The 14,671-nt window shown below is 72.2% G+C and carries 13 protein-coding genes; 7 read left to right on the forward strand and 6 right to left on the reverse strand.

All coding sequences use genetic code 11. The features are described 5' to 3' along the window. Nucleotides 1-73: 73 nt before the first annotated feature. From ACFSL2_RS26245 to ACFSL2_RS26255, 3 genes are all read right to left on the reverse strand, one after another. Nucleotides 74-346, reverse strand: coding sequence for a DUF7144 family membrane protein (locus ACFSL2_RS26245; protein WP_465264548.1), 273 nt, complete (start codon nt 344-346; stop codon nt 74-76). A gap of 3 nt (nt 347-349) precedes the next feature. Next, nucleotides 350-847 (reverse strand): DUF1269 domain-containing protein, encoded by a 498-nt coding sequence (locus tag ACFSL2_RS26250; RefSeq protein ID WP_377200665.1) that lies wholly within the window; start codon nt 845-847, stop codon nt 350-352. A 93-nt stretch (nt 848-940) separates the two neighbouring features. Beyond that, on the reverse strand, nt 941-2,638 hold the full coding sequence (locus tag ACFSL2_RS26255; RefSeq protein WP_377200666.1) for a SulP family inorganic anion transporter: 1,698 nt from the start codon (nt 2,636-2,638) through the stop codon (nt 941-943). 121 nt (nt 2,639-2,759) lie between these two features. Here ACFSL2_RS26255 and ACFSL2_RS26260 point away from each other — a divergent pair, with 121 nt between their 5' ends. Continuing rightward, nucleotides 2,760-3,452 (forward strand): GAP family protein, encoded by a 693-nt coding sequence (locus ACFSL2_RS26260; RefSeq protein ID WP_377200667.1) that lies wholly within the window; start codon nt 2,760-2,762, stop codon nt 3,450-3,452. A 22-nt stretch (nt 3,453-3,474) separates the two neighbouring features. Here the strand turns inward: ACFSL2_RS26260 and ACFSL2_RS26265 are convergent, their stop codons facing one another. From ACFSL2_RS26265 to ilvD, 3 genes are all read right to left on the reverse strand, one after another. Beyond that, nucleotides 3,475-4,047: a DUF4203 domain-containing protein gene (locus tag ACFSL2_RS26265; RefSeq protein WP_377200668.1), complete on the reverse strand. Its 573-nt coding sequence runs from the start codon at nt 4,045-4,047 to the stop codon at nt 3,475-3,477. Next, nucleotides 4,047-5,936, reverse strand: coding sequence for a SulP family inorganic anion transporter (locus tag ACFSL2_RS26270; protein WP_377200669.1), 1,890 nt, complete (start codon nt 5,934-5,936; stop codon nt 4,047-4,049). Before ACFSL2_RS26270 ends, ACFSL2_RS26265 begins: the two co-directional genes overlap by 1 nt. Before the next feature lie 324 nt (nt 5,937-6,260). After that, entirely contained in the window at nt 6,261-7,967 is a 1,707-nt protein-coding gene (gene ilvD, locus ACFSL2_RS26275; protein WP_377200670.1) for a dihydroxy-acid dehydratase, read from the reverse strand. Nucleotides 7,968-8,114: 147 nt separating this feature from the next. Between ilvD and ACFSL2_RS26280 the strand changes: the two genes are divergently transcribed. From ACFSL2_RS26280 to ACFSL2_RS26305, 6 genes are all read left to right on the forward strand, one after another. Further along, entirely contained in the window at nt 8,115-9,131 is a 1,017-nt protein-coding gene (locus tag ACFSL2_RS26280; RefSeq protein WP_377200671.1) for a TerC/Alx family metal homeostasis membrane protein, read from the forward strand. A gap of 105 nt (nt 9,132-9,236) precedes the next feature. Continuing rightward, nucleotides 9,237-10,160, forward strand: a complete 924-nt coding sequence (locus tag ACFSL2_RS26285; RefSeq protein WP_377200672.1) for an amidohydrolase family protein — start codon at nt 9,237-9,239, stop codon at nt 10,158-10,160. Then, nucleotides 10,157-10,942, forward strand: coding sequence for an SDR family NAD(P)-dependent oxidoreductase (locus ACFSL2_RS26290; protein WP_377200673.1), 786 nt, complete (start codon nt 10,157-10,159; stop codon nt 10,940-10,942). The genes ACFSL2_RS26285 and ACFSL2_RS26290 overlap by 4 nt, the downstream gene beginning before the upstream one ends. Nucleotides 10,943-10,956: 14 nt before the next feature. Next, the gene (locus ACFSL2_RS26295; RefSeq protein ID WP_377200674.1) at nt 10,957-11,967 is read left to right on the forward strand and encodes an aldo/keto reductase; all 1,011 of its coding nucleotides are present in this window, start codon (nt 10,957-10,959) and stop codon (nt 11,965-11,967) included. Nucleotides 11,968-12,084: 117 nt separating this feature from the next. Beyond that, the gene (locus tag ACFSL2_RS26300; protein WP_377200675.1) at nt 12,085-13,647 is read left to right on the forward strand and encodes a sugar ABC transporter ATP-binding protein; all 1,563 of its coding nucleotides are present in this window, start codon (nt 12,085-12,087) and stop codon (nt 13,645-13,647) included. Next, nucleotides 13,644-14,630, forward strand: a complete 987-nt coding sequence (locus ACFSL2_RS26305) for an ABC transporter permease (RefSeq protein ID WP_377200676.1) — start codon at nt 13,644-13,646, stop codon at nt 14,628-14,630. The genes ACFSL2_RS26300 and ACFSL2_RS26305 overlap by 4 nt, the downstream gene beginning before the upstream one ends. Nucleotides 14,631-14,671 lie beyond the last annotated feature (41 nt).

Below are 14,671 nucleotides of genomic sequence, written 5' to 3' on the forward strand. Positions count from 1 at the left end.
GCTTACAGGTAATAATGCATGCCCGTATCGATTGTCGCTCGGTAAGTGGCGGGAACCGCCCGATCTCAGGCGTTCAGTCGCCGTTCCCCGTGGTGAGAAGGGTGCACAACGCCCATATCACGGCGACATTGAACGCGAGAATGATCGCGCTCCATATGGGGTAATAAGGCAGGAATGCAAAGTTCGCGATGCTCGACAGGACGCCGAGCACAATTCCGGCCGTACAAGCCCAAGCCTGGGCGGCGAGGACACCGACCCCCGTCGCGAGCGCGACCGCTCCCACGACGATGTGGATCCATCCCCAGCTCGCCACGTCGAGCTGGTAGACGTACTCGGCGGTCGGTATCGGTCAGTCCTCGCCGAAGACCTCGCGGAGCGCGGCCTCCTGCTCGGTGCTGAGGTTGGTGAAGATGAGCTCCGGCGGCTCCTGGCCCGCGAACGCGTCGTGGATCTTGTCCACCACCGCGTCCGAGGACATGATGAACAACGCCGAGGTGCCTGGCGTGATCTCGTCCCGGACCCGGTTGATGAAGCCGTCGTCGATCCCCACGTCCGTGAGGGCACCGCTCAGGGCTCCGGTGGCCGCACCGATGGCCGCGCCCAGCAGGGGGACGAAGAAGAGCAGACCGAAGAGCATGCCCCAGAAGGAGCCGCCGAGGGCGCCGGCGCCGGTCGTCGAGGCGAGCTGGCGGGTCTTGGGCTTCTTGGCGCCCTCCTCCCAGCGCACGGTCGCCGCGTCGTGGATGACGACGAGGTTCTCCTTCGCGAGCTGCTGGACCGTGTTCGACGCGGTCTCCGCGCCGTCGGCGCTCTTGAACTTCCAGACGGTCAGTGTTGCCTGAGACATGGGAGGCTCCTTCGGGATCAACGACAGTGGCCTGACCCTGCTACTCCAGCGCTCGGGCGGCGCCCGGGCCTCACCCGTTCCCGGTGAACCTGCTCAGCCGGTCTCGTCGTCCGGACGGCCCGACCGGATGGCGTCGTCGAGCGTGCTGAACAGCGGAGGCTCGCCCTCAGCGCCGATCCGGGCCAGGACGTCCCGCACCTGGCCGATGCCCTCGGCGAGCGCCAGGTCGGCGCCGTCGCGCCGCAGGTCTCCGCGGAGCTGGACCAGCATCGCGGCGGCGGTCACGTCCACCGACGGTGTCCCGCGGCCGTCCAGGACGACGAGCCGCAGGTCGGACGCCTCGGCCGCGAGGTGCCGGATCCGTGCGCGCACGAACTCGGCGTTCGCGAACAGCAGGGACCCCTCGACCCGCACCGCGAGCACCCCGGGCACGGTGGCGTAGTCGGGGTTGCGCTCCGCGTCCACCCAGGGGCGGCCCAGCTCGTCGCCCACGGGGGCGAGCACCGTGACCCGCGGGCGCGACGTCCGGGCGAGCAGGAGGATCAGCGACACGGCGATGCCGATGACGAGGCCGGGCAGGGTGTCGAAGATCAGGACCCCCAGGAGGGCGGCACCGGCAGCCATGAAGTCCGCCCGGGCCGTGACCTGGTAGACGTGCACCAGGCGACCCGTCCGCACCCGCCACAGCCGGCGCAGCGACCGGACGTCGACCAGCTCCACCACGGCGACCACGACGACGGCGGCCAGGGTCGCCAGCGGAAGCTGCTCGAAGACACCGGTCAGGAAGAGCAGGGTGACCACCGTCAGGGCCGCGGCGGTCAGGGCGGAGATCTGGGACCGGGCGCCGGCGCTCGCGTTGACCGCGGTCTTCGACAGGCTTCCGTTGACGACCATCCCGGAGAGCACCCCGGAGCCGAGGTTCGATATCCCGAGGCCCACGAGCTCACGGTTCGGGTCCACGTCGTAGCCCCGGCTCGCCGCGTAGGTCTTCGCGGCGCCGAGGCCCTCGGCGAACCCGACGAGCATCAGGCCCACCGCACCGCCCAGGAGCTCCAGGAACTGCGGGGCCGTCACGTCGGGGAGCCCGACGCGCGGCAGGCCCGCGTCGATGTGACCCACGACGGCCAGCCCCCGGTCGCTCAGACCGAACAGGATCGCGGCGCCGATCGCCAGGAGCACCACGACGAGCGAACCGGGCAGGAAGGGCATGGTGCGGCGCACGACGACGAGCGCGGCGAGGCTCGCCAGGCCGACCGTGAGGGTGAGCGCGTCGACGTCGCCGAGCTGACCGAGCAGGGCCCAGGTCTTCTCGAAGAAGCTGCCGTGCCCGCCCTCGACCCCGATCAGGTCGGGTACCTGACCGATCATGATCGTCAGCGCGAGGCCGATGATGAAGCCCTTGAGCACCGGCTCGGAGATGAAGGCGGCGAGGAAGCCCAGGCGGAGCAGGCCGGCGATGATCGCCGCGATGCCGGTCGCCAGGGCGAGCGCGGTGGTCAGGGCGACCGGGTCGCCGTCGGCTCCGGCGACGCTCGCGACGATGCCCGCCGAGAGCGCGGCGGTCGCCGACATCGGGGAGACCACGAGCTGGCGCGACGTGCCTGCGACCGCGTAGAGGGCGAGGGCGGGCACCGCCGCGTAGAGGCCGACGACGGGTGGCACCCCGGCGATGGTGGCGTAGGCCAGCGACTCGGGCACGAGCACCGCCCAGACCGCGAGGCCCGCGAGGATGTCGGGACGTATCCATCGGTGCTCGTACCCCGAGAACGACGGGGCGAGGAAACTGGCCACGGAAGCCGCCTCTCCGGGGATGACAGGGGTGGTCCGGGCCGACCGTAGGCAAGGGCCGGCGGGCGCCAGGTCACCCGGAAGGGGTGACGCGCCCGGCCGCGGACCGGGCGACGCTGGACGGATGGGCGACGTGCTGGCAGCGCTTGCACCCGAGATCATCGGACTCGCCGTGACCCCCGCGGCGATCGTGGCGTGTCTCCTGCTGCTGGGGTCCGCACGTCCCTACCGCAACGTCGTCGTGTTCGGTGGCACCGTGCTGGTGGTCTATGCGGTCCTAGGGGCCGTCGCCCTGGTCGTCGGCCGGGCGTCCAGCGCGCACGAGACCGACGCTCCCGGCACGGTGCGCGGCTGGATCGGCCTGGTCGTCGGCGTCCTGTTCCTCGCCGGTGGGGTCGCGGCAGTCGTCCGCCGGCCGGCCACCCGGCGCGCCGGGGACGCGAGCACGGGGGAGGAGCTGCCGGCGTGGGCCCGCGGGCTGGCCTCCCCGAGGGTGCCGGTGCTGGTCGGCAGCGCGGTGGTGCTCGCGCTCGTCAACCCCAACGTCGCCATCTACGTCTCCGGCCTGGGGTCGGTCGTCACCGCCGACGTCACGCTGGGGGTGCAGGTGGTCGCCGTGCTGGTCCTCGTGGTCGCCGCCGTGCTGGACTACGTGGTGCCGACCGTGGTCTACGCGGTCACGGGGCTGCCCGGTCGCCGTCAGCTCCATGCGGTGCGGGCCTGGCTGGTCCGGAACGACCGGATGATCGGGGCAGCGGTGCTCCTGGTGTTCGGCATGGTCTTCACGGTGCGCGGGCTGGTGCGGCTCCTCGGTTGAGCCGCCGGTGCCACCGGCTCGGTCACGGGCCCGCCGGGCTCTTGCGCCGCCCCGGCACGCCGCGCCGCTGGACGACCCAGCCCACGACGGAGAGCACGGCCCAGAGCACCAGCGCCAGCGCGACGCCCGCGGTGGACTGCGGACGCCAGAGGTCGCCGGCGACGTCGGCCCAGAGGTGCCCGATGCCGGACAGCACCAGCGCCGCGCCGCCGACCGCCGTGCCCCACCGGAGGAACGGGTGCTCGAACCGGCGGGCGAGCAGACCGCCGGCCAGCGCCACCGCGGGGACCACGATGAGCAGGAGCAGCAGGTCGGCGCCGCCACCCTGCACGAGCACGAACAGCTTGGCGCCGATCACCGCGCCGACGCACAGCCCGCCGACGAAGAAGAGGAACCGGGCGGCCAGCAGCGTCAGCATGAACGCCAGGACCGCACCGCCCAGGCCGATCAGCAGTGCCGTGCCGGTGTCGGCGTCGAGCGCCGTGGCGAGCGTCCAGGCGACGCCGAAGCCGGCGGCCAGCACCGCGAGGCGGACGGAGAGCGATCCCGCCAGGCACAGGACCAGGCCGATGAGGATCGCGGTGAGGGCAGACATCAGGAGCCTCCAGGATGGTCGGGGGACTGGCCGTCGCCGGTGCGGTCGCCGCTCGCGTCGCCGCCTTCAGCGTCCTCAGCGTCCCCGCCGTCCGCGGCGTCCTCGGCCAGGTGCACCTGGTGGACCGCGCCGTGGTCGGGATGCTGGTCGCGGGCCGTGGCCGACGCGAGGGCCGCTCGGGTGGACTCGCCCAGCCGCGGCGTCGCCGGGCGGATGTGCACGCCGGCCAGGCCCTTGACGGTGCCGTCACGCTCCCACGCGGCCGCGAGCTCCGGGTCCACGCCGGTGAGGTAGAGCGCGCCGCGCGCGTCGTCCAGCGCCCTGGCGTAGTCGCCGATCACCTTGAGGAAGGTCGCCCCGAGCGTGTTGCGCCCGCGCAGGCGCAGGAGCACCACCGGACCCGGGTCGTCGCCGTCGCCCTGCTCGGCCACCGGCACGGGCAGGCGGCGCTGCAGCGTGCGGGCGCCGGCGTAGAAGAGGGAGCCGTACGCGTCCAGGAGCACCACCTCGCCGGCGGACACGGCGTGCGGCGGACGGGACTCGGTGAGGCGGCCGGCGGCGTCGTGCTCCAGACGCACCACCTTCAGGTCGAGCGCCTCCTGGTTGAGCTGCAGGATCAGCGAGACGATCACGCCGACGCCCACGGCCTGGGCGACCGGCAGCGCGAGGACCGCGGTGAAGGTCGCCACCATGGCGAGCGCCGAGATGCGCCCCGCGCGGGCGACCGCGACCAGCTCCCGGGGGGAGACGGCCTTGGCGCCCGCGTAGACGAGGACCGCCGCGAGCGTCGGCATCGCCACCTTGCCGACCAGGCCGGAGAACGCAAGGAGGATGATCCCCATCCAGATGCCCGACCAGATCGCGGCCCAGCGGCTCGCCGCACCGGCCGTGAGGTTGAGCGCCGTCTGGCCGACCGAGCCGCCGACCGGCTGCCCGCCGAACACGCCGGCCGCGATGTTCGCGATCCCCTGGGAGGCGAAGTCGCGCCGGGTCGAGCTGCGTGACCCGTCCGGGTTCGGGACGGCCTCCGCCACACCCGCGCCCTGGATGAGCACGAGGGCGGCGACCGCCGCCGCACCGCCGAGCAGCTCCATGCTGAACAGGCTCAGGTCGGGCAGCCCGGGGGTCGGCAGGCCATGGGGCACGCGCCCGGTGTCCTCGACCAGGGCCACGGTGGACGCACCGAGCAGCAGCACGCCGGCGGTCGGCAGCAGCAGGGCGACCAGCGAGCTCGTGACCGACCAGCGCGTCAGACCGAGCAGGACGAGGAGGACGAGCGCCGCCCCGCCGCAGAGCGCCGCGGCCGCCTCCGCACTGCCCAGGTGGAAGAGCGCGTACCACGCCTTGGCGATCGACACGGAGCCCTCCGCGTCGATGCCGAGCAGGTCAGGGATCTGGCCCAGGACCATGTTCACGGCGATACCGGTGAGGAACCCCAGCATGACCGAGTACGAGACGAACCGGATGTAGCGGCTCAGCCGCAGGAGCGCTGCGCCGATCATCAGCCCGCCGGCCAGCAGCGTCAGCAGGATCATCGCGGCGGACCGGTCGTCGCCCCCGTACGAGGCGAGCGCGGACCCGGCGGCGAGGGCCGCCGCGCTGGTGGTGGTCACCACCATGAGGCGCGTCGAGCTGGTCAGTCCGCCGCCGATCGGACCCACGAAGGACGCATAGAGCCCGTGAGCCGGGTTGACGCCGGCCAGGACACTGGCCGCCATGCCGTCGGGCACGCTCGAGATCGCGCCCGGGAGGCCGGCGACGATGTCGGTGCGCAGGTGTCGTCGTCGCGGCATGACGTCGGCGCTCTCCTGCTTCACGCGCCGTCCGGCGCGCCGGGCCGCCTGGCGTATCCGCGACCTGAACAAAGACGCGAGGTCGTGGGTGCTCACGCCTCATCGTCGGCAGCGGCCCCCGTGCCGGGGTCACCCTGTTTGGGTGACGCCGTCGCCTTCGCCCGTCCCTAGCGTCGACCGCACGGGTCGCCCGGCCCGACGGACGGAGGTGGTCGGTGTGGGCGCTGCGATCGGTCAGTCGTTACCCGTCGCCGTGGTCGGTGTCGTCGCGCTGCTCGCCGGCTCCGCACCGCCCGACGCCGACGGGCCGGCCGCCTGGACGAGCTGGTTGAAGATCGTCCTCGGCGCCCTGCTGCTGCTCCTCGGCGTCCGCCAGTGGCGTGGCCGGCCACGGGGCGACGCCGACCCGGGCGGCCCCGCCTACGCCAGCACGGCGCCCTGGGACGCCGACTGGACCAGCTTCGTGTACTTGGCCAGCACGCCCCGCGTGTACCCGTGGGGCACCGGCGCCCAGCCCGCCGCACGGGCGGCCAGCTCGGCCGGGTCCACGAGGACGTCGAGGGTCTTGGACGCCACGTCGAGGCGGATGCGGTCGCCGTCGCGCACGAACGCGATGGGCCCGGCATCCACGGCCTCGGGCGCGATGTGCCCGACACACAGGCCGGTGGTGCCGCCGGAGAACCGGCCGTCGGTGATGAGCAGCACGTCCTTGCCGAGGCCCGCGCCCTTGATGGCGCCCGTGATGGCGAGCATCTCGCGCATGCCCGGTCCGCCCTTGGGGCCCTCGTAGCGGATGACGACGACGTCGCCCGCCTGGATCGTCCCGTCCTCCAGGGCGTCGAGCGCGCTGCGCTCGCGCTCGAACACGCGTGCCGTCCCCTCGAACACGTCGGAGTCGAAACCGGCCGACTTCACGACGGCGCCCTGCGGAGCGAGCGACCCGTTCAGGATGGTGATGCCGCCGGTCTTGTGGATCGGGTCGTCCATGGCGCGCAGGATCTTGCCGTCCGGGTCCGGCGGGGCGATCTCGGCGAGGTTCTCCGCCATGGTGCGGCCGGTGACCGTCATGACGTCCCCGTGCAGCAGCCCGGCGTCCAGCAGCGCCTTCATCACCACCGGAACACCGCCGATCCGGTCGACGTCGTTCATCACGTACTGCCCGAACGGCTTGAGGTCGCCCAGGTGCGGCACGCGGTCGGCGATGCGGGAGAAGTCGTCGAGGGTGAGGTCGACCTCGGCCTCGTACGCGATGGCCAGCAGGTGCAGCACCGCGTTCGTGGACCCGCCGAACGCCATGACCACGGCGATGGCGTTCTCGAACGCCTCCTTGGTCATGATGTCCCGCGCGGTGATGCCCTGGCGCAGCAGGTTCACCACTGCCTCGCCCGAGCGGTGCGCCCAGGTGTCCCGGCGGCGGTCGGCCGACGGCGGCGCCGCCGAGCCGGGCAGCGACATGCCGAGCGCCTCGGCTGCCGACGCCATCGTGTTGGCGGTGTACATGCCCCCGCACGCACCCTCGCCCGGGCAGATCGCCCGTTCGATCCGGTCGACGTCGCCCTGGCTCATCAGGCCCCGGGAGCACGCGCCGACCGCCTCGAAGGCGTCGATGATCGTCACCTGCTTCTCGGTGCCGTCCTCGAGCTTGACCCAGCCCGGCATGATCGAGCCCGCGTAGAGGAACACGCTGGACAGGTCCAGGCGGGCGGCCGCCATCAGCATGCCGGGCAGCGACTTGTCGCAGCCGGCTAGGAGCACCGAGCCGTCCAGGCGCTCGGCCTGCATCACGGTCTCCACCGAGTCGGCGATGACGTCGCGGGACACGAGCGAGAAGTGCATGCCCTCGTGGCCCATGGAGATGCCGTCGGAGACGGAGATCGTGCCGAACTCCAGCGGGTACCCGCCCGCCGCGTGCACGCCCTGCTTGGTGGACTGCGCCAGCCGGTCCAGCGACAGGTTGCACGGCGTGATCTCGTTCCACGAGCTCGCCACGCCGATCTGCGGCTTGGCGAAGTCCTCGTCGCCGAGCCCCACCGCGCGGAGCATCCCGCGCGACGCGGTGGCCTCCAGGCCATCGGTCACCGTGCGGGAACGGGGCTTGACGTCGACCGGGTTCTCGGCGCTGCTCATGGATTCTCCTTGTGCCCGGCGACCATCACGTCCGGCGACGCGGTGACGGTGGCGGGTGTGGTTCGGTTGCTACCCGACGGGAGCCGGAAAGTTATTCGATAATGGCAGTTCTGCAGTCCCTGTGCCGGCGACCCGACGGAGAGACCCTTGCTCGACATCAGTTTGCTGACCTGGGCCGCGACCATCGGATTCATCGTTCTCCTGCTGGCGGTGGACCTGGTTCTGGCGGCGGCCCGCCCCCACCACGTCGGGTTCAAGGAGGCTACTGCCTGGTCGGTGTTCTACATCGCGGTGGCCATCGGGTTCGGCATCTGGTTCGGGCTGCAGTACGGGAACGCCGCGGGCACCGAGTACTTCGCCGGGTACATCATCGAGAAGAGCCTGTCGGTCGACAACCTCTTCGTGTTCGTGATCATCATGAGCACCTTCGCGGTCCCCGACAAGCACCAGCACAAGGTCCTCGTGTTCGGCATCGTGCTCGCGCTCATCATGCGGGCCGTCTTCATCGCCCTCGGTGCGTCCCTCATCAGCCTGTTCTCGTTCACGTTCCTGCTGTTCGGGCTGCTGCTGCTCTATACCGCGATACAGCTGTTCCGGCACCGGGACGAGGACCCGGACATCGAGAGCAACCTGATGGTGCGCGGCGCGCGGCGGTTCCTGCCGGTCAGCGACGGCTACATCGCCGGGCGGCTCTTCGCGAAGGAGGACGGCCGCCGGGTGGTCACCCCGCTGTTCATCGTGCTCGTCGCCATCGGCAGCGTCGACCTGCTGTTCGCCCTCGACTCGATCCCCGCGGTCTTCGGGGTCACCGAGGAGGCGTACATCGTCTTCACCGCCAACGCCTTCGCGCTGCTGGGCCTGCGCGCCCTGTTCTTTCTCGTCAAGGGCCTGCTCGACCGGCTCGTCTACCTCTCGGCCGGTCTCGCGGTCATCCTTGCGTTCATCGGCGTGAAGCTGATCCTGCACTGGGCCCACGTCGACCTCGACGAGTCGATCCCCGAGATCTCGACACCGCTGAGCCTCGGCGTCGTGCTCGGCGTCCTCGTCGTGGCGACCGTCGCGAGCCTCATCAAGACGCGTGGCGTGCCGGAGGCGAAGGCGCACGCGGGTTCGCTCACCGCCACCAAGGTCAAGCGGGAGCGGGAGCGGGACGACCGGCGCTGACCAGCCCCCACCCTCCAGCGCGGTGCCGTCCGGTGCTGTCGCCGTGGACCGGCGTCGTGCTATACATCGGATGTTTCCGAGCAACGTCGCCGGAGGGAGCAACGGGTGCTGTACGACGTCGTGGACGCGCACCATCATCTGTGGGTGCGCTCGCGCGCGCCCCAGGACTGGATCGACCCCGTGACCATGGCCGCCATCGACGCGGACTTCACGCCCGCGGACCTGCCGGCGGCCGCGCACGGCGTGACCGCGACGGTCGTGGTCCAGTCCGCGAGCCTGTGGTCGGAGAGCCGCGAGCTCCTGGCCGTCGCCGCGTCCGACGCCGGGCGCGCTGCCCGGATCGGTGGCGTCGTCGCCTGGGCGGACCTCCTCGACCCCGGCGTGCGGGACCGTGTCGCCGCCCTGCGGGCGGGGCCCGGCGGCGGGACGCTGACCGGGATCCGCACGCAGGTGCAGACCGAGGCGGACCCGGGGTACCTGGACCGCGCCGACGTCCGCCGTGGCATCGTCGCAGCCTGTGGCGCCGCCGACGCGGACGGCGGGGACGGGCTCGTGTTCGACCTGGTGGTACGTGCCGACCAGCTCGCCGCCTGCGCCCGGCTCGCGGCGGCGCTGCCCGAGGTCTCCTTCGTGCTCGACCACCTGGGCAAGCCGCGCCTGGGCACCGGAACCAGCGGTGACCTGCCGTCGGCCGCCTGGAAGCAGGGCCTGGCCGACCTCGCCGCCCGGCCGAACGTGACGGCCAAGCTCTCCGGCCTGGTCACGGAGGCACGCTGGGACGACTGGCGCGCCGACGACCTGCGGCCGGCCGTCGACCACGCCCTGGAGGTCTTCGGGCCCGAGCGGCTCATGTTCGGCTCCGACTGGCCCGTCTGCCTGCTCGCGAGCGACTACGGCGGATGGATGGCGACGCTCGGCGACCTGCTGCGCGGGCTGAGCCCGGACGAGTCCGCCGCCGTGTGGGCAGGCACCGCGCGGCGGGTCTACCAGCTGGAGCGCACGCACGAGCTGAAGGAGAGCCACGCATGACCTCGGAGACCACGGCTGTCGGCGCCGCAGAGCTCGCCGGTGTCCGCGCCGTCGTCACCGGTGGTGCCTCGGGCATCGGGGCGGCGATCGTGCGCGCGATGCTCGCGCGGGGCGCTCGGGTGACGTCCATCGACCGGGTGGCCGACGGCGTGCCGGCGGGTGCCGGGGCCCAGGTCGCCGACGTGACCGACGACGCGGCGGTGCGCGCCGCCGTGCTGGCCGCGGCGGAGGCGATGGGCGGGATCGACGTCGTCGCCAACAACGCGGGGGTCGGCGCGCAGGGCACCGTCGCCGACAACGACGACGCGGAGTGGTTGCGCGTGCTGGACGTGAACGTGCTCGGGATCGTCCGCGTGACCCGCGCCGCGCTGCCGTACCTGCGCGAGTCGCCGCACGCCGCCGTCGTGAACACCTGCTCGATCGCCGCGTGGACCGGGCTGCCGAACCGGGCCCTGTACTCGGCGTCCAAGGGCGCCGTGCAGTCCCTCACGCTGGCCATGGCGACCGACCACGTCGGGGAGGGGATCCGCGTCAACTGCGTCAACCCGGGCACCGCCGACACCCCGTGGGTGAGCCGGCTGCTCGACGCCGCCGACGATCCCGCCGCCGAGCGGACGGCGCTGGAGGCCCGGCAGCCGTCGGGCCGGCTCGTCAGCGCCGACGAGGTGGCGCACGCGGTCTGCTACCTGGCGAGCCCGCTCGCCGCCGCGACCACCGGCGCGGTGCTCGCCGTGGACGGCGGCTCGCACGCGCTGCGCACGCGGGCGCCCGGGCAGGGGTAGGCGGGCGGCGCGCGATGGAGACGACGGCGGTGGGCGCCACCGGGGTCCGGCTCACCACGCTCGGCCTCGGCGCGGCCCCCGCCGGCAACCTGTACCGGGCGACGACCGACGAGGAGGCACACGCGACGTTCGAGGCGGCCTGGACCGCCGGGATCCGGTACTTCGACACCGCGCCGCACTACGGCCTCGGGCTGTCCGAGCGCCGGCTCGGCGCGTTCCTGCGCACCCGGCCGCGGGACGAGCTGGTGGTCTCCACGAAGGTGGGGCGGCTGCTCGTGCCGTCACCCGAGACGGCGCACCGCACCGACCCCGACATGTTCGAGGTGCCGGCCGCCGCCCGCCGGGTCTGGGACTTCTCCCGCGACGGCGTGCTCCGGTCACTCGAGTCGAGCCTGGAGCGCACGGGCCTGGACCGCGTCGACGTCGTCTACCTGCACGATCCCGACGACCACTGGGAGCAGGCGGCCCGCGAGGCGCTGCCCGCGCTCACCGAGCTGCGGGACCAGGGCGTGGTGCGGGCGGTCGGCGCGGGGATGAACCGGTCGGCGCCGCTGGCCCGGTTCGTGCGTGAGACCGACGTCGACGTGGTCATGTGTGCCGGGCGGTTCACGCTCCTCGAACAGCCGGCGCTGGCCGACCTGCTCCCCGCGGCCGCGGAGCACGGGGTGGCGGTCGTCGCCGCGGCCGCCTACAACTCGGGGATCCTCGCCCACGACGTCCCGCCGCCGGACGCGACGTACGACTACGCCCCCGCTGGGCCGGGGCTGCTCGACCGGGCGCGCCGCGTCGCCGTCGTCTGCGCCGACCACGGCGTCACGCTGCCGCAGGCGGCGCTCGCGTACGTGCGCACGCACCCGGCGGTGGCGAGCACCGTGGTGGGCCTCGGCACCCCGGAGCAGGCACGGCAGGCGGGGGAGCGCGCGGCGGCACGAGTGCCGTCGGGACTCTGGCGGGCGCTGGCCGACGCGGGCCTGCTCGCCGAGACCGCGGTTCCCCTACACCTGCCCGAGGGCAAGGTCATCTGATCTATCGCCGTCAGAAGCCGTTCTGGTGCCAGTTTGACGGTCAATATGGCCCAGGGTCTTGAGATGCATCGGATGTCTGCGGTATGAATGCGGAGCACGGACGCAAGGGAGCATCACGTGTCGGACAGTCCAGCACTTCTCCGCGCCACGGGGATCGGCAAGTCCTTTCCCGGAGTGCGCGCGCTCGATGACGTGCACCTCGACCTGCGCCACGGCGAGGTACTCGCGCTCGTCGGCGAGAACGGCGCGGGCAAGTCGACCCTCCTCAAGCTGTTCTCGGGCCTCTACCGGCCGGACGCCGGCACCATGGAGCTCGACGGCTCGCCGATGAGGCCCGGGGGCCCGCGGCAGGCGAACGAGCTCGGCATCAGCGTGATCCACCAGGAGTTCCACCTGATGCCCGACCTGACGGTCGCGCAGAACATCTTCATCGGCCGCGAGCCGCGGCGGGCCGGCCTCATCCGGGACGACGAGCTCGTCCGCCGGGCGTCCGCCCTCTTCGACCGCCTCGGCATCCCGCTGGACCCGCGGCAGCCCGTCTCGCACCTGAGCGTGGCCGGTCAGCAGATGGTCGAGATCGCCAAGGCGCTCTCGTTCGACGCCCGCGTGCTGATCATGGACGAGCCGACGGCCGCGCTCACCGAGACCGAGGTGGCGACCCTGTTCCGGATCGTCCGCGACTTCGTCTCGCCGCGCACCGGCGTCATCTACGTCTCGCACCGCATGGACGAGGTCAAGGAGATCTCCGACCGCATCACGGTCCTGCGGGACGGCCGCTACGTCGACACGCTGCCGACGGACCGGACCGCCACCCGCGAGGTCATCGCGGCGATGGTGGGCCGGCAGCTCGCGGCCGGGGTGCGCCCCGAACCGGTCCCGGCGGACGACGACGGGTCGGGCGGGTCCGGCGGGTCCGGCCGCGACGTCGCGCTGGCCGTGCGCGGGCTGAGCACCCGGAAGCTCCTGCGGGACGTGTCCTTCGAGCTGCACCGCGGTGAGATCCTCGGCTTCGCCGGGCTCATGGGGGCCGGGCGCACGGAGGTCGCCCGCGCCATCATCGGGGCGGACCGCTCGACCGGTGTGGTCGAGGTGAACGGCCGGCCGGTCACGGTGCGCAACCCCGCCGACGCCGTACGGAACGGCATCGGCTACCTCTCGGAGGACCGCAAGCGCTACGGCCTGCTGCTCGACCAGGACGTGGTGCGCAACGTGATGCTGTCCTCGCTGCCCGGCATGACGCGGGCGGGTTTCGTGCGCGACGCCGCGGGGCGCAAGGTCACGACCGAGATGGTGGACCGGCTGGCGATCAGGACGCCGTCGGTCAACCAGCGGACCAAGAACCTCTCGGGCGGCAACCAGCAGAAGGTGGTCCTCGCCAAGTGGCTGGTGCGCGACTGCGACGTGCTGATCGTGGACGAACCGACCCGCGGCATCGACGTCGGGGCGAAGGACGAGATCTACGGCCTGCTCACGAGCCTGGCCGCGCAGGGAAAGTCCATCATCGTGATCTCGTCCGAGCTGCCGGAGGTGCTGCGCCTGGCCGACCGGATAGTGGTCATGTGCGAGGGCCGGATCACCGGGACCCTCACGAACGCCGAGGCCAGCCAGCACGACATCATGGAGCTCGCGACGCGGTTCGGTGCCGACCGCTCGCTCGTCACGACCGGAGACGCAGAATGACGACGACGTCAACGCCATCCGACCGGCCGGCCACGCGGTTCGGCAACCGGCAACAGCTGCAGCAGATCCTCGCGTTCGCGGGGCTCGTGGCCATCTTCGCCTTCTTCTCGATCGCCAGCCCGTACTTCCTGGACTGGGGCAACGTGAAGGGCATCCTGCTGGCGACCGCGGTCACCGGGATCATGGCGCTGGGAGCGACGTTCGTCATCGCCACCGGTGGCATCGACCTGTCGGTCGGCACCGGGATGACCCTCTGCTCGGTGATGACCGGCGTGTTCCTGGCGAACCTCGGGCTGCCGCTCGTCGTCGGCGTGCTCGGGGGACTCGCGATCGGCGCGCTGATCGGCCTCCTGAACGGCCTGAACGTCTCCTACCTGCGGCTGCCGCCGTTCATCGCGACGCTGGCGATGATGATGGTGGCGCAGGGGCTCTCGCTCGTCATCTCCGGGACCAAGCCCATCTACTTCAGCGACGTGGCCGGGTTCGACCAGCTCGCCGCCGGCGAGCTGATCCCGGGGCTGCCGAACGCCGTGCTGATCTTCTTCGCCGCCGCCGCGATCGCGGGGGTCACGCTGAGCAAGACGCTCATCGGCCGCTACGCGCTGTCGATCGGCTCCAACGAGGAGGCGACGGGGATCTCCGGCGTCGACGTGCGTCGCTGGAAGGTGGTCATCTACGTCGTCGCCGGCCTGTTCACCGGCCTGGCCGGCGTGGTCATGGCCTCCCGGCTCAACTCGGCGCAGCCCGGTCTCGGCCTTGGGTACGAGCTGGAGGCCATCGCCGCCGTCGTCATCGGCGGTACCTCGTTGCGGGGCGGCAAGGCGACCATCCTGGGCACCGTGATCGGTGCCCTGATCATGGCGACGCTCACCAACGGCCTGCGGATCATGTCGATCCCGCAGGAGTGGCAGAAGGTCGCCGTCGGCATCGTGATCGTGCTGGCGGTCTACGCCGACATCCTGCGCCGCGGCAAGGAAGCCTGACCGGAAGCCTGACCCTGTCTGACCCGACCACCGAAGGAGCT

Source organism: Promicromonospora aerolata (assembly GCF_042682255.1).
GTDB lineage: Bacteria > Actinomycetota > Actinomycetes > Actinomycetales > Cellulomonadaceae > Promicromonospora > Promicromonospora aerolata.